This is a genomic window from Candidatus Laterigemmans baculatus (genome assembly GCF_010367455.1).
GTDB lineage: Bacteria > Planctomycetota > Planctomycetia > Pirellulales > Pirellulaceae > Laterigemmans > Laterigemmans baculatus.
This window is the reverse complement of sequence record NZ_WRPR01000077.1, coordinates 116,554-140,243: the sequence shown is the minus strand read 5'-3', so window position 1 is coordinate 140,243 and position 23,690 is coordinate 116,554. Positions and strand designations below refer to the sequence as shown.

Sequence of the window (23,690 nt, the reverse complement as noted above, 5' to 3'; positions counted from 1 at the left end):
CGAGAAATCAAGATGCGAGAAATCAAGATGCGGGCGACCGGTTCAGATGGTTGACCACCAGCAACACGTCGAGCGGCGAGAGCCGGCCGTCGCCATTGGTGTCGTAGTACGCCTCGGGGCGGCCCGCAGGGACTTCGGCCAACGCGGGAGGAGTCGGGAGGTTGAGAAGGTTGATCATCAGCAGTGCGTCGAGCGGCTGGATGACTCCGTTGCGATTGACGTCCAGGTGCTCGGTCGGATGGGTCCACAGCGAACGCTGGCGGAAGTTGACTTGCGGCTCGGCACCGGCCGGAAAGTCGACTTGCACGTTCTGGTCATCGAGCCCGACCAGCTGCTCGGCAGGTTTCTCCACCGCCCCGCCTGAGATCCGCAGCCGATGGATGCCGCCCCCGGCGGGAAGCCGATAGGCACCACTGGCGTCGGTGGTCGTCACCAAGGGACCGCTCGAGACGGTGACTCCTCCCAGCCCTTCGCCAGCATCGAACGACGCGTCGCCGTCGGCATCGGCAAAGACCACACCGGTCAGGAAGAGCCCTGCCTCGTGCGGCCGTGCGATCTCGACCGCCCAGTAGTTCTCCAGCGACGAGCCGCGAGCGACGCAGAAGCCCACCCCGATCTCCGAGGCACCGAGCAAGGCCTCCTCGCTCTGCGGAGTAGAGACTCCGAGCAGATGATTGCGACGCGACCGCGCCGGGTCGGTCAAATCGTCGAGCCACTCCTTCAGCACCGCCTCGGCATCGAGCAAGGATCGGCCCGCCGCAATCAACTCGACCGCGTTGCCGTCGTCACCGAGCGAAGCGGGCAGTTCGTAGCCGGCCTGACGAAGGCGCTCATGCGGCTCGCTACCGGTCAGCGGATTGCGGTGAGAGAGAAAATCTCCTTCGGCCATCGCCGCGGCATGCGACTCGGCGGCCGCTGTCAGCAGCGGATTCAAAGCCAGCGGCGGCCGGCTGGGAATCGCTTCCCACTCGGCAGGCCGAGCGGCTCGAGTCGCATAAGCCGGCGGATCGAAGCGGACCCGGTTCAGCTCGTAGACAAACGCCGTGGCCAGCTCCGACGGCTCGAGCTCTGACGACTCGAGCTCAGGGCCCAGCGAGGCCCCGGCCGCGTCACAGGGGAGCCGAGCCGCCAGCGGTTCGAGGCCGAGCCGCCGCGACCGCCGCCGCGCTGAGAGAGCGAAGTCGACACATGACCTGCGCATCGTCCTGATCGCCGGTAAAACGAGGAGCTGTCACTCAAGATGCCCCAAAAGGGTAAGATCTAACCCCCCAGCAATCAACCCACATGGAGCATTGTTTCCAACCATTTAGGGAGTGGTCGTTGTGGTAGCGGGAAACGCTGATTGGACATCCTCCCGGGGGGGTCGGCTTGGGATGGTGAAAAGCCCGGAGGAAAAGGTCGCCCGAAGTAGAAACGGCACGTCAAAACATCACCCTCCCGCTTGCGGGAGGGTCGGGCTCTTAGGCCCGGGGAGGGCAATGGGTTTCGGCACGAACTCTCGATCGAGCCGTTAGAAAAGAAGCCAATGCGTTGAGGAAAAGGGTCACACGCACTCATCACGCGAGCGTCTACCGGCCCCTCCCCGCTCGTCCCTCGCGACCCTCCCGGGGGGAGGGTGAAATGTATGCCGCCCCCCAACCCCAAATCCAAAAACCCACGGCCGCTTACCCAACCCCACCAATCCGAACGACCGGAGCATTGGTTGCGGATCGAACGAATCCTTCTTCCCCTACATCTGGAGCAACCGCCACTACCGCCCCGATAGAGTGGGTGAGTCCGCGACTCGGAAGCGGACAAGGCGACAGGCAGTAAGGAGCGAGATCGATGAGACCGCAGCCGGCAATGGCGACTTCCTCGTTTCCGACGGCCATGCTCAGGGGGATCTGCGGTCGCTGGCTCGCCACTCTCGGGGCATTTGCCGGGAGCTTGGCTGCCTTCGGTGGCGGCGGAGTGCCCGCACCGGCTCACGCGGCGGAGCCTCGGGGCGACGTAACGGTGACGGCGATTCACTGCGAGCCGGTGCCACAGTGGTCCGCCGGTTACGACTTCGTCTTCGCCCAGGCTCGCTTCAGCGATCACGTCGGCCTGGTGGAACAGGAGGAGGATCTGCTCGGCAACAGCCAGAGCGATGCATTGCGGTTCGAGCACGATTTGGAACTTTCGCCGCGCGTTTGGATCGCTTACCAGACCGACGCCGACATCGGGCTTCGCGCCGCCTGGTGGCAGCTCGATTCTCGGGCAGGTTCGCTCGCGGCACAGCCCGCGGCCAGCGGGTTCGGCGAGGTCAGTCACCCCGATCTGGCCGACGTCGATCTCTCGAGTGTGGTCCCGGACGAGCGACTGACCGCCGGCTCGGCGCTCGAGCTATATGCGATCGATCTGGAAGTCACAAAAGCCGCTCGGTTGGCGGAGTGGAGTTTTCTGTTCGCCGCTGGACTGCGGCATGCGGCCATCGACCAGCAGCACCAGTGGACGCTGTTCAACGCGGCCGGCGACTTGGCGGGCGACGCGTCGCTCACCCAGCGGCTCTCGGGACTCGGCCCGACGATCAGCCTCTCCAGCACGCGAACCGCCTTTGGACGACTGCGGCTGACGGCCGGGCTGCGCGCGTCACTGCTGCTGGCCGAATCACAAACCGGGCTCGCGGCGGTCGAAGACGCGGACCTGGCCACTCCGTTTACGACGCGCGTCAGCGATGAAGGAGACGACCTGCTGCCGATCCTGGAGACGAGCGTGCGAGCCGACTGGATAGGCCTGGAAACCGCCTACGGCCGCTGGCTGCTCGGCGGAGGAGTCGAAGCCCAGTGGTGGAGCGGAGTCGGAACGGCCAGCGATCCGGCCGCCGATCTAGCCATCCTCGGACTGACCTTTGGCACCGGCTGGGAGTGGTAGTACGTTAGGCTTTCCAGCCTGACCAGCTCGATTCCCGTGCTGCACGGCGACAGCCGTAGTCCCGGAGGGACGACAGAGAATAGCCAGGGGCGTCAGCCCCTGGTATTCGTTCCACCCACACCTCGCAGCCCCAGCGGGGCGACATAGCCACGAGGCGGATTACTCTGTCGCCCCGCTGGGGCTTTGGATGGGGGGGCGCGCCCGGGTCCAGGGGCTGACGCCCCTGGCTATTCTCTGTCGCCGCTACGCGGCTAGTGCGCGCAGGTCAGGCTGGAAAGCCTGACGTACGGGAAAGCCTGACGCATGAGGACCCTCATTTGCGGGGGGATTGCGGATCAGTCATGCTGACGGGACTCGTCTGTCTCTGGCTGATCCCTCTCTTCTCCTGCGAGACCTCCAATGAAGACGTCGCTTCCGATCACTGCGCTGTTGCTTGCCTCGCTCGCTTGCACTAGCGACAGCCACGCTCAGAACCCGCCCCGGTCCAACTTCGGCCCCGATCCTTTTGATCGCACGGAGCAAAACACGGAACCTCGCTCCGGCTTCCGTATGTCCGAAGGAGATCCCTTCGGCCGCACAGACGAAAACAGGAAACCTCGCACCGAGCCGCGTGATTCGGCTGGCCAATCGACCCGAGCTCTCGAAGCCAAGCTCCAGCAGGCGCCGGAGATTCAAATCGGGACCGTGCCGCTGAGCAAGTTCGTGGCGGAACTGAGCCAAGCGATCGAAGCTCCGGTCTTCCTGCAGTCGCACTCCGAGTGGACCGAGGTCAATGACGAGACGTCGATCACAATGGAGACTTCGGGGCTGCCGTTGGCGGCGGAGCTGCAAAAGGCACTGCGGCCGCACGCGCTGCAAGCGATCGCTCACGACGGCACCCTGCTGATCGTCCCCGACACGCAAGAGCTGGCGCGGCGCGGGATCGGGACCAGCCGCTATGTGACGCTCGACGACAGCTACATGCAGGAGCTCACCGAGAAACTCTCCCAGAGCTACTCGCAGTCGTTCAACGAAATTCCGCTGCAGGATGCGGTGCGGATCCTCTCGACCGAGACGGGGATCAAGTTTCTGATCGACGACCGCGGGCTTGAGGACCTGGGGCTGACCCGCGACGTTCCGGTCAAGATCGATCTTTCGGACATCTCGGTCCACAGCTTTTTGCAGCTGATGCTGCGGGACGCCGATCTGACGTTGATGCCGCGGGATGGCTACGTGCTGGTGACGACCATCGAAGAAGCCGAAGCCCCGGAAAATCAGATCGTCCGCGTCTATTGGCTCGACGGCACAGGCCTCTCGCCCGAGACAGCCACTGAAGCGATCGAAAGCGTGGTCGAGCCCGACACCTGGGAAATGCTCGGCGGCCCTTCCTCGATGGTCGAGCTGAATGCGAAAGACCACGGCCGTCCCGGCCTAGTCATCTCGACTCGGTATGGCGTGCATCGCGCCATCGAACAGCTGTTGCAATCGATCCGCCGCGGCGTCGTCGATCCACGGACGAACTACACCGAGCAAGAACGCCTGCAGAAAGGCCTGGACTGGAGAGGATCCATGAGTGGGATGGGCATGGGCATGAGCGGCATGGGAGGCCCGCCGGTCATCGGTGGCCCGGCAGCGGCACCGCAACAGGCGCCACCCGCCGGCGGACAAGGGAGCAACTAACCCAAGGCTTGAGCCTCTCCAGCCCAACGGGCGGACACAGACCAGCCCAGGGCAAAGCGAAGCGGCGAAGCCGCGGAGCGACGCCCTGGGTTACGGCCGGCATCCAAATCAGATGTCCCAGCGCGCGAAAAGCCCCAGCGGGGCGACACAGCAATCCGGTTCGCTCCTGTGTCGCCCCGCTGGGGCTGTTAATTAATCGGGGTACCGAAACCCAGGGCGTCGCTATGCGGCTTCGCCGCGGCGCTGTGCCCTGGGCTGATTTGTTTCTGCCCCTTCAGGGAATCTCGGAGCCTCAGCTGTTCTCTTCGGCGGCGACCGGTTCCTCTTCCTCGGCTCCGACCTCGTGGGCCCCTTCGGGTCCGGCGTATCCGCCGGCGGCCAGAACCTTCTGCTTGATCAGGTCGGCCACGTCGGGGTTTTCGATCAGGAAGTTGCGGGCCTTTTCCTTGCCCTGGCCGAGGTACGTATCGCCGTACTTGAACCACGATCCGCTGCGGTCGACGACTTTGTGGGTCGTGCCCAGGTCGAGCAAGTCGCCTTCGTAGCTGATCCCGTTGCTGTGCATCATATCGAACTCGGCGATCCGGAACGGCGGAGCCACCTTGTTCTTGACGATTTTGGCCCGCACCCGCTGGCCGACCTGCTCTTCGCCATCCTTGAGCGCGCCGATCCGGCGGACGTCGATTCGGCACGAGCAGTAGAACTTGAGGGCGCGACCGCCGGGGGTCGTTTCGGGGCTGCCGAACATCACGCCGATCTTTTCACGGATCTGGTTGATGAAGATCACCGCGCATTTGCTCTTGGCGATCGCTCCGGTCAGCTTCCGCATCGCTTGGCTCATCAAGCGAGCCTGCAGACCGACGTGGCTGTCACCGATCTCGCCTTCGAGTTCCGCTCGCGGCACCAGGGCGGCGACCGAGTCGACCACGATCACGTCGACCGCGTTGCTCTTGACCAGCATCTCGCAGATCTGCATCGCCTCTTCACCGCTTCCCGGCTGGCTGACCAGCAAGGTGTCCAGCTCGACCCCGAGCTTTTTCGCCCAGCTTGGATCGAAGGCGTGTTCGGCGTCGATGATCGCCGCAATCCCGCCTTCCTTCTGCGCTTCGGCCGCGACGTGCAGAGCGAGCGTCGTTTTACCGCTCGACTCCGGCCCAAAGACTTCGATGATGCGGCCGCGGGGAATCCCGTACCCGCCGAGCGCCATGTCGAGGCTGAGGCTGCCGGTGGCAATCCCCTGGACAGCTAGTTGCTGCGAACCGCCGAGCGGCATGATCGCGCCGTCGCCGAACGCCTTTTCGATCTGCTGCAGCGTCGTCTTCAGCCCTGGCTCGCGAGCCAGCACGGCTTTCATGGCGACATCGGTTTGAGAGTCTCGTTTGACCGCGTTGCCGGTCTGCCCCTGAGCTTTGGCTTTTTTGGCCATATTTCTGTCGTCCCTAGCTAGACCCATTGCTTGCACTGAACACCCGGATAGTAACCGAGTTCCGCCGTCCCCTTCAACTGAAATCCCGACAACTTTTCCAGAATCTTCAGCAGGTCTTCGGTGGGTTCAACTCCCGGTACACTTCATACTTCGCAGTCAACCGGACACGTTCGGTCACAGGGCGACAAAGAAATTGAAAAAAAGTTGCGAAAGCGTGCGGCAGGTCCGTTTCATCCCATCAGCCGCCGGGCGCTAGCCCCCGGTTCCTCCGAACGCTGTCAAAACCGGACGCTAGCGCGTGGCGGCTGATAAAGCGACCTCGAAGGCGGCGAGAACGGTCGGGCGGCTCGTGAAAATTTTACGCAATCGGTTTAGAATACGCCCAGTTCGTGTCGAGCGATTCTGCGCTCGCACCGATCTATCTCTATTAGGTAAGCCGAACGCAGCAGTCCGGCTGTTCGTCCCGTAGCGGGAGCCCTCCGAGGAACGTCATGCTCCGATCGGCAGAAAGCCACAACGCCCGTGCCACCGGCACCGATCTGGCCTTCCAGCGATGCATCAATCCGTCTTGCGGTGCGACCTACGAGGCGCGCAGCGTGCGGACCAGTTGTGACCGCTGTGGCGACCTGCTGGACGTCGACTACGACTGGGATCGTGCCGGGCTCCCGAGCCGGATGAACGAGTTCGAAGCGATGTGGTCGCGGCGGCACGATCCGGTGCGGTTCAGCGGTGTGTGGCGGTTCCACGAACTGCTCCCCTTCGTGCCGACCGACCAAGTGATCACCGTCGGCGAAGGGCAGACGCTGCTGCAGCAAACCGACGCGGTCGGCAAGTACGTGGGGATGGACGCCGGGCGACTGCACCTGCAGTACGAAGGGATGAATCCCTCGGGCAGCTTTAAAGACAACGGGATGTGCGCCGCGTTCACTCACGCCCACATGATGGGCGCCAAGCGAGCCGCCTGCGCTTCGACCGGCAACACCAGCGCCTCGCTGGCCCTCTACTGCAGCGCGACGCAGTTGATGAAGGCGGTGATCTTCATCGGCAGCGGCAAGATTTCGTACGGCAAGCTGAGCCAGGCGCTCGACTACGGCGCCCTGACGATCCAAATCGCGGGCGACTTCGACGACGCAATGCTTCGCGTCAAGCAGATCACGCAAGAGCTGGGGATCTATCTGGTCAACAGCGTCAATCCGTTTCGGCTCGAAGGCCAGAAGACGATCATGTACCGGGTCCTCGAGGCGCTCCGCTGGGAAGTCCCCGACTGGATCGTCGTCCCCGGCGGAAACCTCGGCAACAGCAGCGCTTTTGGCAAAGCGTTCATGGAGCTCAAACAGCACGGGCTGATCGACCGCGTCCCGCGGTTGGCGGTGATCAACGCTAGCGGGGCCGACACGCTGCACGAGTTGGTCGAGCGTCGCGGCGTTCGCTGGAACAGCGGCAACGTCGACATGGACCCGATCCGGGCTTACAACGACCACATGGACCGCGAGGCGTTGCGAGCCGACACGATCGCCAGCGCCATCGAGATCAACCGTCCGGTGAACCTGAAAAAATGCCTGCGGGCACTCGACTTCATGGACGGCGTGGTGCGGCAAGTCAGCGACCAAGAGATCCTCGACGCCAAATCGCGCGTCGGGGCGGGTGGGTTTGGCTGCGAACCGGCCTCGGCAGCGAGCGTCGCCGGTGCCAAACTGCTCCGCCGCGAGGGCGTAATCGCTCCGAGCGACCGCGTCGTCTGCATCCTCACCGGCCACGAGCTGAAGGACCCGACGGCGACGGTGGCTTACCACACGACTGACCAGGAAGTGTTCAACTCGGTCCTCGGCAGCCGCGGCGTCACCACGGCCAACTTTGCCAACCGAGCGGTGCCGGTGCCGAACGAATTGGACGACATCATCAAAGCTATCCGACTGTATTCGTAATGACGCAATTGCTCGCCGTCCACGGTGCCGCTGGACGCATGGGACGCCGCGTGGTGGCGCTGGCCACCACCGACCCTCGCTTCGATCTCGTTGCCGCAGTGGAACACCCGGCCCACTCCTCGCTCGGCCAAGATGTCGGCTCGCTCGCCGGAGTCGATCCGACGGGCGTGCCCCTCTCGAGCGAGTGGCCCGAAGGGCTCGACGTGGCGATCGACTTCTCGCTCCCCGACGCGGTCGATGGCGTCACGGCCGAATGCTTGCGGCTGGAGTGCGGCTTGGTGGTCGCGACGACCGGGCTCGAAGCGGAACAGAAAAGCCGGCTCGAGCAGGCCTCCCGGCACATCCCGATCGTCTGGGCGCCGAGCATGAGCATGGCGGTCAACCTGACGATGCGGCTGGCCGAACAAGCCACCGCCGCCTTGCAAGACGTCAATGGCGGAATCGACGTCGAGATTATCGAACGCCATCACCGCTTCAAGGAAGACGCCCCGAGCGGCACGGCACTTAAGTTCGGTGAGCTGATCGCCGCCCAGATGAAGCAGCCGGCCCAGCACGTCCACGGCCGCGAAGGCAAAACGGGCCAGCGAGGGCGGAACGAGATCGGGTACCACGCGGTCCGCGTCGGCGACAATCCGGGCGAACACACGATCGTCTTTGGAATGCTCGGCGAAACGCTCGAGCTTCGCGTCGCCGCTTCGAATCGCGACAGCTACGCCGCCGGAGCGCTGGCCGCAGCCGCTTGGCTAGCTGGCAAGCCGCCCGGGCTGTACTCGATGTTCGACGTGCTCGGAATGAGCTGAGCTGCTCCGATGGCGCGCTGCGAAGAAGGCTACCGTTGCGACGTCTGCGGCGGCGACGTCGAACACCTGCGGGAGAGCGAGCTGTATCTGCGGTACGTGATCGGCGAAGTCGACCCCGAAGTGCTGCACACGACTCCCGAGCGGCATCTGCGGTGCAATCCGGTGCTCGCCCAGTTCATCGATCACCCAGCCTTCGAACCGGTCCACGTCGAAGGTCCCTTCAGCCTCAACCATCTCGATCCGGACTATGTCGCTCAGCGTCGCCGAGACGTGACGGCTGGCTTTGTGCGGCTACTGGAACTCGAGTCGACCGGAGGCGACCGCGACGTCACCAGCTACCCGCTCCCCGACGCCCGCCGCAAATACGAAGGGTGAATCAGAGTCGCCATAGTCGCCTTTCGCTCCGCGAAAGTAGCGTACCTCCGCAACTTTCGCGGACCCTATCAGCCGCCGGGCGCTAGCCCCCGGTTCCCGAAAGCGCCGTGAGAACCGGACGCTAGCGCGTGGCGGCTGATGAAGCGCGAAAGTAGCGTGTCTGAGCAACTTTCGCGGACCCTATCAGCCGCCGGGCGCTAGCCCCCGGTTCCTGCGAGCGCCGTGAGAACCGGACGCTAGCGCGTGGCGGCTGATGAAGCGCGAAAGGCGACTATGGCGCCGGTTCGTCGGAGTCGAGGCGGAAAAAGATGGCCACCGGGAGGAACAGCAGGGCCATCACGGCGAACAGCATGCTGCGGGGCCAATCGGCCGCAGCGATCACGCGGTCCAGAATCTGGTAGAGAATTCCGGCCATCACGATCGCGAGAAAGTTGGCCTGATTCATGACCGCGATCATCCGCCCCTTGAGCTCCGCCGGCGGCCGATCCTGCAAAAAGACTTGGATCGGAATCGCGAAAAACGCCGCTGCCGCACCGAGCAGAATCAGCACCGGAATCGATCCGCCGAAGCCGAGCAGGTGGCCGCGGCCGGGGATTGAGATCGCCAGCAGCACGCACCACAGTACGGTGCCCCACATCCCGATTTGAATCACCCGGTTGTCAGCACTCTGGCGGCTCATCCATCCGGCCAACACCGCTCCTCCAGCAATCCCCACGCTGATCAGCGAGACCAGCAGGCTCGTCTTCGTATCGCTCAACAGCAACTGGACTTTGCCGAGCGAATTGACCGACTGCAGCGTCAAACCGGCGATCAACCAGAAGATACAGGACGCCACGAGCGCTTTGACCAGCGGGCGGTCGCGGCGGAGCAGCTCCCGCATCGGCCGCGGTACCGTTAAGTACTCGGCCCGCAGTTGCAGCTCCGGTTCGGCGACCGGAACGCGGCGGACGAGCAGACTGGAGAAGGTTCCAAGAATCGCGATCCCGACGCAGACGAGCGAGGCGATCCAGAGGGAGGCGGCCGCCTCGAGCCGTGGTAGATCGGGATCGACCACCGAGTCCTTGAGCGGACCGGCCACGGCGGTGCCGATGATGATCGCGATGAAGGTCGTCATCAGCACGATCCCGTTGGCCCGCGGCAACGCACTTCGCGGCAACATCTCGGGAAGAATCCCGTACTTGCCCGGCCCAAAAAACGTGCTCTGCAGCCCCATCAAAAACAGCACCAGCCACAGTCCGGCAAAGCCCAGCACCGGCGCGTAATAGAACGCCGCCACACCCATCCCCATGATGACGATCTCGGCCACTTTGCAGAGCACGATGATCCGCCGCTTGCTGTAGCGATCGGCGAGATAGCCGGCAAAGCCCCCGAAGATGACGAAGGGGATCCCAAACGTGACGGTGGCGATTCCCTGCAGATCGACCCCCTTGGCCGCTTCGGGCTCAGCAGCCGCGGCCCCAGCCACGGCGACCGGAATCGCCAGCAGGAGCATCAGCTGCTTGTACAGGTTGTCGTTGAAGGCTCCCAGGAACTGGGTGATCACAAACCCGACGAACGACCGCTCGCGGAGCCGATCGTTCGGGTCGGCGGCGGGCGTTTTGTCCATCGAGCGGAATCTGCCAGGAGTCGAAACAGGGAGGGAAACTCTTCTTCATCAGCCGCCGGGCGCCGTTGGATCGTCTGCACATCACCCTCCCCCCGGGAGGGCCGCTAGGAACGAGCGGGGAGGGCCTCCGGCACCTTGAGATCCTCCGTTCGACTCCATTCGACCAGCCCTCCCCGGGCCCGAGAGCCCGACCCTCCCGGGGGGAGGGTGATTTCTTGAAAGGGCTCAGCCTCAGGCGATTTTGCGCATCCTACTACCGGCTACCGGCTACCGGCTACCGGCTACCGGCTACCGGCTACCGGCTACCGGCTACCGGCTACCGGCTACCGGCTACCGGCTACCTTTACCCGGCCGTCGAGGCTTCGTCGCTGGCTTTGCCGCCGATCTCGACCAGCTTGTTCTCCGACGCCATCTTGCGGATGTCTTCGGTGATCTTCATCGAGCAGTACTTGGGGCCGCACATGCTGCAGAAGTGGGCGCTTTTGAACGTGTCCTGCGGAAGCGTCTCGTCGTGGTAGGCCTGGGCCGTTTCGGGGTCGAGCGAGAGCCGGAACTGCTCCTTCCAGTCGAACGCGAAGCGGGCTCGTGAGAGCGCGTCGTCGCGATCCTGGGCTCCCTTGCGACCGCGGGCCACGTCGGCCGCGTGGGCCGAAATCTTATACGCGATCACGCCTTGCTTGACGTCCTCGCGGTTGGGCAACCCGAGGTGTTCTTTGGGAGTCACGTAGCAGAGCATCGCCGCTCCGTGCCAGCCGGCCATCGCCGCCCCGATCGCGCTGGTGATGTGGTCGTATCCCGGAGCGATGTCGGTGACGAGCGGGCCGAGGACGTAGAAGGGGGCGCCGTTGCAGAGCTCGATCTGCTTCTTGATGTTCATCTCGATCTGGTGCATCGGGATGTGCCCCGGTCCTTCGACCATCACTTGGGTGCCGTTCTCTTGGCCCCGCCGCGTCAGTTCGCCGAGGACTTCCAGCTCAGCGAACTGGGCCGCGTCGGAGGCATCGGCGATCGAACCGGGCCGCATCCCGTCGCCGAGCGACCAGGTGACGTCGTACTGCCGCATGATGTCGCAGAGGTCGTCGAACGCGTCGTAGAGCGGGTTCTGCTTTTGGTGCGCCATCATCCACTTGGCGATCAGCGAGCCGCCTCGGCTGACGATCCCGGTGACGCGGTTGACGCTCAGGTGCAAGTGCTCGAGCTTCACGCCGCAGTGGACGGTCATGTAGTCGACCCCCTGCTTCGCCTGGTGCTCGATCATGTCCAAGAAGTGCTGAGCCCGCATGTCTTCGATGTTTCCGCCCAGCTCTTCGAGCATCTGGTAGATCGGCACGGTGCCGATCGGGACGGGGGACTTTTCGATGATCTTGCGGCGGATGTTGTCGATGTCCTTGCCGGTCGACAAATCCATCACGGTGTCGGCGCCGAAGTGGACGGCCGTGTGCAGTTTGTCCAGCTCCTCTTCGACGTTGCTGGTCACCGCACTGTTGCCGATGTTGGCGTTGATCTTGCATTTGGCGGCGATCCCGATCGCCATCGGCTCGAGCGCCCCGGCGGCGTGGACCTTATTGGCGGGGATCACCATCCGCCCGGCAGCCACTTCTTCGCGGATCGTTTCAACGGGCAGCTCTTCGCGTTTGGCGACGAACTCCATCTCCGGAGTGACTTGACCGGCGCGGGCCGCGAGCAGTTGAGTGGTGGTCATGGCTAAAGCAAACTCCGAAGCGAAGTCGCTGGCCCCGCAAGCGAGGCAGCGAAAGTGGCAGATGGTTTGTTTTTGTTGTACCGCAAGCCACCGAAAGTCAACAGTAGCTACAGGGTCTTGAGATACTCGAGTACCGCCCGCCGCTCGGCTTCACTCAGGGCGCTCGGGAAATCGTGCCCGGCAGCACTCTTGCCCAGTTGGCGGGTGTCAAAGTACTGGCGGCGGACGGCGATGTCGGGTTCATCGAGCGGCACGCGGTCGACCTCCTCGATCTGGAACCCGATCCGCTCGGAGTCAATCTCCACGGCTGACCGCCGCCACACGACCGGCCGCTCTTCGGGATGCAACACATGCCACAGCGTGGGAACGCTGCCGTTGTGAAAATAGGGGGGGCTGGCCCAGACGCCGTCGAGCGGCGGCGCGAGATAGCCATCGGGTTCGACGACCGTCTGTTGCTGTTCCGGTTCGCCCGCGTGGGCAAACCAGCTCCGCCCGTATTTCGCTCGCCCAGCCGCCGGCAGCGCTGCAAGCCGCACCGGATCGGTTCCCAGCTCTTCGATCGCCACGACGCGGTTCGGGTACGCCGATTCCGCACCGTACGTTCCGTGGCACTCGGCACAGGAAGCCTCAAAGACCACCCGTCCCTGCTCGGCGAGCCGCTCGTCAATCGGGCCTTCGTAAACCGGAGGACGAAGCGACATCAGGTAGGCGTAGACATCGCGAAAGTCGGCTTCCCACTCCCGAAACTTCTCCGGACCATTCTCGCGGACCAGCATGAATTGCATCAGCCCGCGATGGCCCCGCTCGGCAAACCCATCGATGTAAATGTTCGGACGCTTATAAAAATGCCACCACGGCGGCGCGTCCATGTCGTGGTGAGTGAACTGCGGAGGCCCCACGTCGCTGAGCACGTTCAGCGCTTCGTCGCGGTAATGCATCACCGCCACCCCGAACATCACCGCGTTGGTCCGGCCCACGGTCGTCCCCAGCGGCATCAGCAGCGAACCGAGGTCCATCCGGGTCAGCGGCTCGCCGATGCGAAGCTTCGTGCGGCGAATCTCTTCGGTCAGCGTCTGCAGAGCGAAGCCGTTGTTGGGCGCTCCCGGATAGGGCGTTCCATACACGCTCCCGCCATGGCACGAGAAGCAGTTCATCGTCCACTGCCCCTCGGCGTCGACCACGTACTGCAGCGGTCGCTCGTCCCCCGTGGGCTCAGTCAAAGGCCGTTCGGTCAACCCGTAGCGCTCAAACGCCACCCGTCGCCGCTCCTCGGGCGTCATCGCCGCAGCCTCGGAGCGCAGCGGTTCCGGCCACGACTGCCAGATCGCCGCGAACGCTTCCTCGGTGAAATCGATCGGCAGGTAGGGCTTCTCGGTCAGGAACCGATAGCCGCGGCTGGCAGCCCCAGCATCACGAACAACCTCATCCTCCACAGCCCCCGCATCTCCAGCAGGTTCCCCACCACCGATGGTTCCCGCAGCGAATCCGCCGAGAACCGTCAGCCCGACCAAGAGTGCGACGGATGTCCAACGGCTGAACACGGCAGTGACTCCTCCTGAAACCGCATGAGGAAGTTCGAGACCGCTGCGCCACGACGACGAGGGGCCCTCGAAGCATCCTACCGGCTGGCGGCGGAGCCGGACAACGCAAAAGCCCCTTCAGAGGCGCTCGGCGACCCCGACGCGGACCACCGTCACGCCGCCAAACGCCTGCGAGTCGATCGTCTGGAAGCGGATTCCACTCGGCTCGCTGCCGATAGGACTCGCCGGCAGGATCATGCGGGCGTGCGGTTCGATGCGGCGAAGCAGAACCCACCCTCCACGCGCCGCCCCGCGGCGGGTGAACTCGGCTGCGATCGCGCCACGAATCACCTCGGGTTGGCGGCCGAGTGGGATCGCTCCCTCCACTCGATACGGACCCGTGACCGGATACCGCAGATACTCGATCATTTCCGGACTCGGCTCGGGACGCCTTTCCATGCCAGTCGCCTGAGCCGGCGATGGATCGAGCGCAGGTAAAGAATCGAGCGCTGCCGACTCGAGCAGTTCCGCTGCGACGAACACCGGCTCGCCAGGCTCGCGATGCTGATTCACGTAGGCGACCGCACCCCGCCAATCCTCGCCGCGACGGACCCAGGTGAAATCAGCATCGCTCAGCTCCGCCAGCGTCCCCTGCTCGAACATCAAGCCGCCTACGGCAACCAGCATCATCAGCAGCGAACCCCAGAGGAATCGCATCCGCCGCCGCTGCGTGAGCCGGCTCGCACTCGCCCCCCAGTAACCACCCGCAGCCCAACACAGCAGCGGCAGCACCCCGATCAGGAATCGCCGGTGCCAAACCGGAGCGATCCCCAAGCAGCTGACCGCCCACCCGAGAGCCGTCGCGAGCAATGCCGCCGCCAGCACCGGCGCCAGCAACGCAGTGGGGGATCGCTTCCAATCGGCCTCGCCTTGCTCCGGGGGGACACTTTGACGAGGCTCGCGGCTGAGAAAGTTCACCGCCCGCCAAAAGCCGAACGGGACCAGCACCAGCCACGTCCAGGGCCAGATCGTCCACAGCTCCTGAAAGAATCGCGGACGTCCGAACGCATTCCACTGCGCCCGATCGGACCAGACGCGAAAAATGACTTCGGCGTTGATCCACAGCACCGACGCCATCGCGACCACGACCGCTACAAACACTCCCGGTGAATAGGGCCGCGATTTAACCAGGCTTCTCCAGCTTCGTTGCCCGCGTTCTCTGAGTTGCCCGCGTTCTCTGAGTTGCCCGCGGTCTCTGAGCGGCCAAGCAAACAGCGTCGTGGCGAGAACGGCCAACGGGATCGCCGCCGTGGCGTGCCCCAGAAAGCCCGCGAAGCAGGCGAGCAGCAAACCGCCCCGCCCCCACCAAACTTTCCCTGCGCCAGTGCGCAATAGCTCCGCACGTCGCAGTTCGGCGGCAGCCCAAGTCGCCACGGCCACGGCCAGGATCGTGCCGGCATAGGGCCGCGTCTCGGTCCCGAAAAAAATCGCGTTGCGGTCGACCGCTAGAAGCACTCCGGCAATGGCTCCGCCGAGCAGCCCTCCACCATTGCGGGCAACTCCGAGGACGAGCACCGCCGAGGCGAGAGCTGTCGCCAGCATCGACGGCAGGCGGAGGATCAGCTCCGAGTCGCCGAGCCAATTCCGCCAGCCCCACAAGGCGTAAAAGTACCACGGCGTCTGATTGCCCCACGCCGCTCGCGTCTTCACCTCCTCCCACTCGCCCCACACCGCCCAGGCCGAGTGCAGTTCGTCGACCCACAGGCTCTCGCTGGCCGCTGGGATGCGGAGCAGAATCGCGACGAGCGCCGCCAGCAGTGCGACAGCCAAGGACGTGGTCGTCCCCCAATCGCGGCGCGAGTCGGTCATCGGTGGGGGACAGTGGATCGAAGGGGTGAAAGCCAAGGCAGGAAGAGCGAGCCGCTTTGCTCCACGGTAGCAGCAAAGCGGCAGTGTCCAAAGAGTGCCCGGCACCTATGATGGGTGCTTCGAGCGAGACAACTGCCGCCCGCGCACCTCTGCCCTTCGCCGCACCTCTCCCCCCTCCATACCACTGCCTGCACGACTGCGATGACCGCGACCGACCAGCTGAACATCCGACGCGTGGACGCCCGTGGCGATTCGGCCACGGGAATCCTCGACGAGCTCCGCACCCGGCTCAGCCCCCAAGGGGACGTGGTCAGCCCGCGTGGCCGTGCGCTGACCGAGGAGGTGTTTGGCGAGCCGCTGACGCCGGTTCAGGTCGTTGCTCGGATCTGCCGGGATGTGGCCGAGGAAGGGACCGCTGCCCTGCTCCGCTACGGTGCGGCACTCGACAAAGCCGACTTCACCGCCGCCGACCTCCGCGTGCCGGCCGAAGCGCTCGCCCAGGCCCATGCGGCGGCCGACCCGCAGCTGCTCGACGCGGTCCGCCGGATTCGCGACAACGTCCGCCAGTTTCAGTCGGCGATCCTCCACCGCGACGTGACCACCGAACCGCAGCCCGGCGTCCGGCTCCAGCAGCGGTACGTGCCCCTGCGGCGGATCGGCGTCTGCGTTCCCGGTGGCGCGGCGGCTTATCCATCGACCGTGCTGATGACGGTCATCCCGGCCCAGGTGGCTGGAGTCGACGAGATCGCCGTCGTCGCCCCACCGACGCCGTTCGGAGCCTACAACACCGACATGCTGGCGACGTGCCACGAGTTGGGAGTCACCGAAGTCTATCGGATGGGCGGGGCGCAAGCGGTCGCCGCGATGGCCTACGGATGCGATGCGGTTCCGGCGGTCGACAAGATCGTCGGCCCCGGCAATTTGTTCGTCGCTTTGGCGAAGAAGCAGGTCTACGGGCACGTTGACATCGATTCGATCGCCGGCCCGAGCGAAGTAATCGTGATTGCCGACGAGACGGCGCGGGCCGACTTCATCGCCGCCGATCTGCTGGCCCAGGCCGAGCACTCGCCGGGTTCGTCGATCCTGATCTCCTGGAGCGAGTCGCTGCTCGATGCGGTCTACGAGGAACTCGGTCGCCAGGTCGCCGGCCTCGAGCGTGGAGAACTGACGGTCGATTCGCTCGAAGCTTTCGGAGCCCTGATCCACGTCCGCGACGAAGCCCAAGCCTGTGAGCTGACCGACCAGTTCGCTCCGGAGCACCTGCACATTCAAACCGCCGATCCGCGGCGGGTGATCGCGAACATCCGGAACAGCGGCGCCGCCTTCCTCGGCCACTACACCCCGGTCGCTCTGGGCGATTACGCAGCTGGTCCGAGCCATGTCCTCCCCACCGGCGGCACCGCCCGCTGGGCCGCGGGACTCTCGTCCAATGACTTTCTCCGCAGCGGCAGCGTGATCGAGTTCAATCAGGCGGCGCTCAGCCAGATCGCGCCCGACGTCACGACGATCGCCGAAAAGGAAGGCCTCACCGGCCACGCCCAAAGCGTCCGCATCCGGACGTCCGACTGACTCAGTACTCAGACTCCAGCCCCTCCCCGTTCACCTCGCATGACCCAGCCCAGCCCTAGCCCCACCTCTCCCTTTCGCCAGGCTCTTGCGCGGATGCAGCCCTACCTCCCGGGCGAGCAACCGCAGGGGGGCAAGTTCGTGAAATTGAACACGAACGAAAATGCCTACCCTCCCCCGCAGGCGGTCATCGATGCGATCACCGCGGCGGCCCACAGCGGTCTGCAGCGGTATCCCGAACCGACCGCGCTCGCGTTCCGCCGACGAGCCGCCGAAGTGCTTGCTCTACCCGGTCCCGACTGGGTGTTGGCGGGCAATGGCAGCGACGAGATCCTCACGATCCTGGTCCGCGGTTTTGTCGGCGAAGGCCAGCGGCTGCGGCTGCCCTATCCGAGCTACATCCTGTACCGCACCTTGGCCGACATCCAAGGGGCGGCGTGGGAGCAGATTCCGTTTGAAAGTGGATGGAAGCTGCCGGCCGCGTTCAGCGAAGGAGACGAATCGCTGAAGCTGGCCTTCCTCCCGAATCCGAACAGCCCCAGCGGGACGGTCGTTCCGCCCGACGAGGTGCTGCGGATCGCCGAGTCGCTCCCCTGCCCTTTGGTCGTCGACGAAGCGTATGCCGACTTCGCTGACACGAACTGCCTGAGCCTGCTGCAGCAGAGCGACAAAATCATCATCACCCGCACGCTCAGCAAGGCCTACTCGCTGGCTGGGCTGCGTTTTGGATTCGCCCTGGCCCAGCCGCAGCTGATTGCCGAACTGGGAAAGATCAAAGACAGTTACAACTGCGATGCGCTCTCGATCGCCGCAGCCACGGCGGCGATCGGAGCGACGGAGTGGCAAGCCGAAAATCGCCGCCAGATTCTCGCCACCCGCGAGCGTCTGGCGGCGCGGCTCGCCGAGCTCGGCTTCGACGTCACGCCGTCGCAAGCCAACTTCGTGTGGTGCCAGCACCCGCGGTTTTCCCATAAACAGTTGCACGAATTCCTGAAACGCAATCAGGTCTTGGTGCGGTACATGGACTTCCCCGGCTGGGGAGATGGGCTGCGAATCAGCGTCGGCACCGAAGCCCAAATCGATGCCTGCCTGACGGTTCTGCAGCGGGCCCTCGCCGAGGCAGGCGGTTAGAAGGGACTGAGGCGTGAAATGGGTGAGAGCAGGAATCTTCCAGTCCCCTCTCCCCCGAACGGATCGCGGGAGAAACTCAACGTGAACACGCCACTTTGCCGCGATCCGTTCGGGGGAGAGGGTTAGGGTGAGGGGGCCTCTCATGCGGCCCACACCACCCAAATCTCCGCATTACAAACACGCCGAGAGCCGAAACATCCACAGCGGCCGGTTGCCGGCCGCGTTCCCCCTCACCCCGACCCTCTCCCCCAAAGTGAATCGCGAAATCGTTTGGGACGAGAGCCGGGCGGATGCCGCGATTCCCTTCGGGGGAGAGGGGGCCAGAAAACACAGCCTCACTACCCCCCACCCCCCAACGACTCCCGTGAAACGCACCGCTGAAATTGTTCGCAAGACGGGTGAGACCGACATCCGTTTGGCTTTGAATCTCGATGGCTCCGGAGCGGGCCAGCGGTCGACGGGGATCGGGTTTCTCGACCACATGCTCGACCTGTTCGCTCGGCATGCGCTCGTCGATCTCGAGGTCGCGGCCCAGGGGGATCTGCATGTCGACGACCACCACACGGCCGAGGACGTGGGGATCTGTCTCGGCCAAGCGGTCGATGAGGCAGTTGGCAACCGCGCCGGAATTCGCCGCTACGGGCACTTCACGCTGCCGATGGACGAAGTCTTGGTGACCTCGGCGATCGATGTCGGCGGGCGATACGCTTTCGAGTACCACGCCCCGATCGCCGCTCCCAAGATTGGGACCTTTGACAGCGAGCTGGTCGAGCACTTTTGGCAATCGTTCGCGGCCAACGCCCGCTGCAATCTGCACGTCGTGCTGCACCACGGCCGCAACTCGCATCACATCGCCGAAGGCATCTTCAAAGCCACCGCCCGAGCCCTGCGGATGGCCGTCGAAAGCGACCCCCGCAGCGACGCCATCCCCAGCACCAAAGGCGTGCTGTAGGCAAGCGGACGCGAACTACTCCTCGCTCACCTCCTCGCCGCTGGGGCGAATGCTTTCGAAGTAGGTTTGCACGGTTTGCCGATAGCCCAGCGGCAGCGGTTCGCTGTCGAGCACTTCTTCAGCTTGCCGGCGGTACTCGGCATATCGCTCGCGGTAGCCGCGGCGGGCTTGCTGGCTCGCTTCCGGGGCGGTGGTGATCTCGCGGTCGCTCGGACCCTCGCCCGCCGTACCAGTCACCTCCAGTTGCTCGCGACCGCTGTCGAGCTGCGTGCGTTCGTCGCCGAGCGGATCGTTCGAGGCGCCGGTGCCCCAGTTGCTGGAGGGCGAATCGGATTTGGCGACATTGTTGCTGCCATTCTTGCCCCCTTGGCAGGCACCCTTGCAGAGACTCAGCCGATTCAGCTGCGAGCCGAGGCACTGGCCGATCTTCTTGCGGAGCGATTGCTTGCGGCAGAGCCCGGCCAGCTTGCAGGCACCGCCTTTACACTGCGACGCGTCGTTGTTCTTGATCCCTTCAGCCATTTCTCCAGTCGCTTCGCTCAGCTGACCCTGCCGTCCTTTTTCGAGTCCTTGGGCGAGTTTCGCGAGGCTCGCGGCGACGGCTCGGCGTTCCTTCTGGTTCAGCTGGGCCGAGTCGAATTGTTCGAGCTGGTCGGCCGCCGAATCGTAGTCTCCTTTTTGGAGCGCTTCGGCGATCGCCCGCATCGCTTCGGCTGGCTCCATCGCCGCGGCGATCTCCTGCAGCGCCGTGTCGACTTGCTGGAGATCGAACTTCCCCATCGCCGCTTGCAGCGCTTGCTGCATCTCGGAGAGCGTCGCCAGGGCCTGACGCTGATCGGTCTCAGGACGCCGCAGTTGCTCGACCAGCTCCTCCAGCTCGTCGGTCAACTCTTCCAGCTCCGGCTCCTGCTGCTGCTCGGCCAATTCCCGCAGCTCCTCGAGCATCGTCGCTTCGAGCTCGTCGGCTTGCTCGAGCACGACTGGCAGCGCCGCCACCGCGACCACCGGCTGTGGATTGCTGAGTGGAATCAGCAGCACGGCCACCAGCGCCCCGACGGCTCCGATCGCGACGGGCGTCCAGCGCGTGCCGATCTGCGGGACCGCGGCCCGAGCGTCGATGCTCTGGAGATGCTCGAGCGTCTCGCGGACCTGCAACCGGCGGAGCGAGTCGTCGCGGAGATCCGCGGCGAAGCGGAGCGCCGTGACCGCTCGGTCCTTAAGAGCGTAATGAGCATCGACGGCTGCCGCGGCGGCTCGCCAACTCGGACGGACCACCGCTCCCGCGGCGAGCGCCAGGAGAGCAGCGAGCGGTCCGGCAGCCACCGCCGGCCACCAGGAGTCGATGATGCCACTTCGCCACAACACCGCGGCGACGGTCCCCACGAGTGACCCCACAGCCAAGCCAGCCGTGGCCGCTCGCCATAACTGCATGCGGTGCATGCGACGGCGAACGGGACGCAATCGAGAGCGGACGTCTGGCAACATGGAAGGCGCTCCGGAGAATGGGAGGCGGAGGACCAGCGATCCTGCTGGACCCTACTCTGATGGCCCCTACTCTGATGGCCCCTACTCTGATGGCCCCTACTCGAATGGCCCCTACTCGAATGGCCCCTACTCGAATGGACCAGGACCTACCCTGATGGTACGGGGTCGGGTACCACCGGGGAAGACTTTTCTGTTCGCACTCGCGGCAGCCGAGCGAAATCGATTCGGCGGAGGGCGACGTCCAAGACGAACAGCAACAACGCGACGATCAGCAGCCACGGCCAGAGCGCGACCCGGCGGCGAGCCGAGCGTCCATCCGCGGCGGTCAGCTCCGCAGGCGTCGGCTCCAACCGCCCTCCGGAAATTTCGGCGATCTGCCGCAGCAAGTCGCGGTCGACGCTCTGCAGCCGCAACTCAGTGGGATACCCCACGACCAGCCCACGGTTTTGCCGCATCATTTCGCCCCCGCGGTCCTGGCTGATCTCCATCAGGTAAGCCCCTCGAGCGTCGGCGGGAAACTTCGCCTCGTAGCGTCCCGGTGCGGTCGGCTGCATCTCCATCCGCTCGGCGACTTGGCCTGGCCGGATCAGCGTCAGCGTCGTGGGTGCGTCGTTCACGAAATTGTCCACCGGATCGACCGAATCGAGAACGATGCGAGCTTGGTCCTCCTCGCGAACCACTTCGACAAAGGCTCCGGCGGCATCCGACTTCCGCATCGCGTGGCGAATCGTCTGGGCCCAGAACGTGCCAAACTCAGGCCACGAGAGCCACTCAGCGGACCAGCGGGGGCCGATGTCCGAAGTGAAGGCCACGGTCATCCCCAATCCATACCGCCACCACACCAGCAGCGGATCTCCCGCTTCGCTGGCCAAAATGAATTCGCTGGTCGGTTTGGGACGCGTCACGACGTAGCCGAGCAGCAACGGCGCGGCCTCCAACTCCAGTCCCCCGAGCACAGCCGTTGGGCGGACGAGTTGGGGCAGGAACGGCAGTTCATTGATCGCCGACTTGCTGGCCTCCACTGTCTCCTTGGCAAAAACCTGAGGGACCGACGCCGGGTCGTCGCAGTGGTAGTAGCGGCCGCGGCCGATCTCGGCCAACTGCTCGAGCAGCTGATCGTCGGCTTCCTGCCCCACCGCGACGGTGCTGATCGTCATCCGTGCCGCCGACATATCGGTCGCCAAACCTTCAAAATCCCCTGGGCTGCTGTGACCGTCGGTCAGCAGAATCACGTGCTTGAGCTTCGCGGACGCAGCGAGCAGCGCGTCGTGGGCGTCGGCCAGCGCCGGATAGATGCTCGTCCCGCCGCTAGCCTGAATCGAGCTGATCCGGTCGAGGATCGCTCCTTGCGACGAGCCGTTCTGCAGCGGGCTGACCCAGTTGCTCGAACCGTCAAAGGCGATCACCCCCACGGCGTCGCGAGGCCCCAGCAATTCGACGGCCGCTTTGGCAGCGTCTTTGGCCAGCTCGATTTTTTGGCCTCCCATCGATCCCGATTTATCGATCACCAGGACCATCGCCAGGCTCGGCTTTTCGCGTTCCTTCTCAAAATTGCTGCGGACCGGCAGGATCTCTTCGAGCGTCGTTTTGTAGTAGCCCCCCAGCCCGAAAGCCTGGTCGCCGCCGGTCATCACCAGCCCGCCGCCGAGGTCCTGCACGTAGCTGCGAATCAGCTCCATCTGGCGGACGCTCATCGCGGTGGCCGGGACGTTGCTCAGCACCAAGCAATCGAACTTTTGCAGCTCGGCCAAGTCGCGTGGCAATCCCTCGGGGTCTCGCACTTCGACCCGGATGTCTTGTTCCTCGAGCGCCCAGCGGAACGCGTCGGTCGCGTCCCCTGAGGAGTCGCAAACCAGCACCGAGGGGCGGCCGGCGGCAAAGACCAAACCGCTCGCCGCGTTGTTGTCGAGCAGCGTATCGCGGGAGGACTCGACGCGTGCGGTGTACTCGGTCTGCCGCGCGTCCTCGATCGTTTGCCGAATGCGAAAGCGATTTTCGCCTTCCTTGAGCGTCACGCTCTGTCCCGCCTCCCCGTCCTGGACGCGGATGTCGTCGCGGTACAAGTCGAGCGTCGCGGGCCCCGCCACGTTCGACCGCACCACAATCTCGACATGGAACGGTTCTCCCTCGCGGACCTGGGCCGGCAGCAACACCTCGCTGAGCTGAATCTCGGGCTCGTCGCGAACGGGCAACGAAATCGTGTGGACTGGAACCCCTGCGGCCGCCGCTGCCGCTACCGCATCTCCGCTGGTCGGATTTCCGTCGGAGAGAATCACCACATCCGGCACGTACTCCGGCTCGATCGCCGCGGCGGCCACACGGATGGCCGCGGCCAGATCGGTCCCACTCCGCTGCTCATCGCTCAGTGGCTGTTCCGCCCATCGATCGACCGCGTCTTCCGAATCGTCCACTGGCTCTGGAGCGGCAGCGAACCGCAGGAAGGCCAGTCGCTGGTTGCTCGCCGCCGCTCGCCGCAGTTGCTCGGCGAGCTCTTGAACTTTCTCCGCAGCCGATTCATCGACGCTCAAACTGTGATCGACAGCGACCACCGTCATTCGCTGCCGCGTTACCGTCCGGGCGGTCAATCCGGCCGCGGCCAAGACCAACAGCACGACCACCGCCGACCGGACCGCGAGCGACAACCGCCGCTGCCCACAGGAAAAGTCGCTGAGGCTGTAACGGTAGAACCACCACAGCACGCCGAGCAGCAGCAGTCCGACCAGCCACCCGGGTCGCCACAGCTCGAGCGAAAATTCCGATCCGAACATCGTCACTCCAAACC

General features: G+C 64.8%; 16 protein-coding genes. 8 read left to right on the top strand and 8 right to left on the bottom strand.

The window, feature by feature from the left end; translation table 11 throughout:
* Positions 1–22: 22 nt before the first annotated feature.
* Entirely contained in the window at positions 23–1,201 is a 1,179-nt protein-coding gene (locus GNK13_RS15600) for a dockerin type I domain-containing protein (protein WP_164103481.1), read from the bottom strand.
* Between the two features lie 623 nt (positions 1,202–1,824).
* On the opposite strand from GNK13_RS15600, the gene GNK13_RS15595 reads away from it, so the two are divergent.
* Together GNK13_RS15595 and GNK13_RS15590 are read left to right on the top strand one after the other, a co-directional pair.
* Positions 1,825–2,892 carry a hypothetical protein gene (locus GNK13_RS15595; protein ID WP_164103480.1) on the top strand — a complete coding sequence of 356 codons (1,068 nt, stop codon included), beginning with the start codon at positions 1,825–1,827 and terminating at the stop codon, positions 2,890–2,892.
* 399 nt (positions 2,893–3,291) lie between these two features.
* Entirely contained in the window at positions 3,292–4,551 is a 1,260-nt protein-coding gene (locus GNK13_RS15590) for a hypothetical protein (RefSeq protein ID WP_164103479.1), read from the top strand.
* Between the two features lie 292 nt (positions 4,552–4,843).
* Here GNK13_RS15590 and recA read toward each other — a convergent pair whose 3' ends face one another.
* Positions 4,844–5,905 (bottom strand): recombinase RecA, encoded by a 1,062-nt coding sequence (gene recA / locus GNK13_RS15585; RefSeq protein WP_235935243.1) that lies wholly within the window; start codon positions 5,903–5,905, stop codon positions 4,844–4,846.
* 563 nt (positions 5,906–6,468) lie between these two features.
* On the opposite strand from recA, the gene thrC reads away from it, so the two are divergent.
* Genes thrC through GNK13_RS15570 form a run of 3 tightly spaced genes read left to right on the top strand, consistent with a single transcriptional unit; the run spans position 6,469 to position 9,077 of the window.
* The gene (thrC, locus tag GNK13_RS15580) at positions 6,469–7,902 is read left to right on the top strand and encodes a threonine synthase (RefSeq protein WP_164103477.1); all 1,434 of its coding nucleotides are present in this window, start codon (positions 6,469–6,471) and stop codon (positions 7,900–7,902) included.
* On the top strand, positions 7,902–8,702 hold the full coding sequence (gene dapB / locus GNK13_RS15575) for a 4-hydroxy-tetrahydrodipicolinate reductase (protein ID WP_164103476.1): 801 nt from the start codon (positions 7,902–7,904) through the stop codon (positions 8,700–8,702). Before thrC ends, dapB begins: the two co-directional genes overlap by 1 nt.
* 9 nt (positions 8,703–8,711) lie before the next feature.
* The gene (locus GNK13_RS15570; protein ID WP_164103475.1) at positions 8,712–9,077 is read left to right on the top strand and encodes a hypothetical protein; all 366 of its coding nucleotides are present in this window, start codon (positions 8,712–8,714) and stop codon (positions 9,075–9,077) included.
* Between the two features lie 271 nt (positions 9,078–9,348).
* Here the strand turns inward: GNK13_RS15570 and GNK13_RS15565 are convergent, their stop codons facing one another.
* The 4 genes from GNK13_RS15565 to GNK13_RS15550 form a co-directional block, all read right to left on the bottom strand.
* A complete protein-coding gene (locus tag GNK13_RS15565; protein ID WP_164103474.1) occupies positions 9,349–10,683 on the bottom strand; it encodes an MFS transporter in 1,335 nt (444 codons plus the stop codon).
* 343 nt (positions 10,684–11,026) lie between these two features.
* A complete protein-coding gene (gene thiC, locus GNK13_RS15560; RefSeq protein WP_164103473.1) occupies positions 11,027–12,385 on the bottom strand; it encodes a phosphomethylpyrimidine synthase ThiC in 1,359 nt (452 codons plus the stop codon).
* A 107-nt stretch (positions 12,386–12,492) separates the two neighbouring features.
* Positions 12,493–13,926, bottom strand: a complete 1,434-nt coding sequence (locus GNK13_RS15555) for a c-type cytochrome (RefSeq protein WP_164103472.1) — start codon at positions 13,924–13,926, stop codon at positions 12,493–12,495.
* Between the two features lie 117 nt (positions 13,927–14,043).
* Positions 14,044–15,774, bottom strand: a complete 1,731-nt coding sequence (locus GNK13_RS15550; protein ID WP_164103471.1) for a hypothetical protein — start codon at positions 15,772–15,774, stop codon at positions 14,044–14,046.
* 201 nt (positions 15,775–15,975) lie between these two features.
* Between GNK13_RS15550 and hisD the strand changes: the two genes are divergently transcribed.
* The 3 genes from hisD (at position 15,976) to hisB (ending at position 19,423) form a co-directional block, all read left to right on the top strand.
* Positions 15,976–17,343, top strand: a complete 1,368-nt coding sequence (gene hisD, locus GNK13_RS15545; RefSeq protein WP_164103470.1) for a histidinol dehydrogenase — start codon at positions 15,976–15,978, stop codon at positions 17,341–17,343.
* A gap of 39 nt (positions 17,344–17,382) precedes the next feature.
* A complete protein-coding gene (gene hisC, locus GNK13_RS15540) occupies positions 17,383–18,471 on the top strand; it encodes a histidinol-phosphate transaminase (RefSeq protein WP_164103469.1) in 1,089 nt (362 codons plus the stop codon).
* A gap of 364 nt (positions 18,472–18,835) precedes the next feature.
* Positions 18,836–19,423: an imidazoleglycerol-phosphate dehydratase HisB gene (hisB, locus tag GNK13_RS15535; RefSeq protein WP_164103468.1), complete on the top strand. Its 588-nt coding sequence runs from the start codon at positions 18,836–18,838 to the stop codon at positions 19,421–19,423.
* Positions 19,424–19,438: 15 nt separating this feature from the next.
* On the opposite strand, the gene GNK13_RS15530 is transcribed toward hisB, so the two are convergent.
* Complete coding sequence (locus GNK13_RS15530) at positions 19,439–20,908, bottom strand: hypothetical protein (RefSeq protein WP_164103467.1); 1,470 nt, start codon at positions 20,906–20,908, stop codon at positions 19,439–19,441.
* 146 nt (positions 20,909–21,054) lie between these two features.
* Positions 21,055–23,676 carry a VWA domain-containing protein gene (locus GNK13_RS15525; protein WP_164103466.1) on the bottom strand — a complete coding sequence of 874 codons (2,622 nt, stop codon included), beginning with the start codon at positions 23,674–23,676 and terminating at the stop codon, positions 21,055–21,057.
* Between the last annotated feature and the right edge of the window lie 14 nt (positions 23,677–23,690).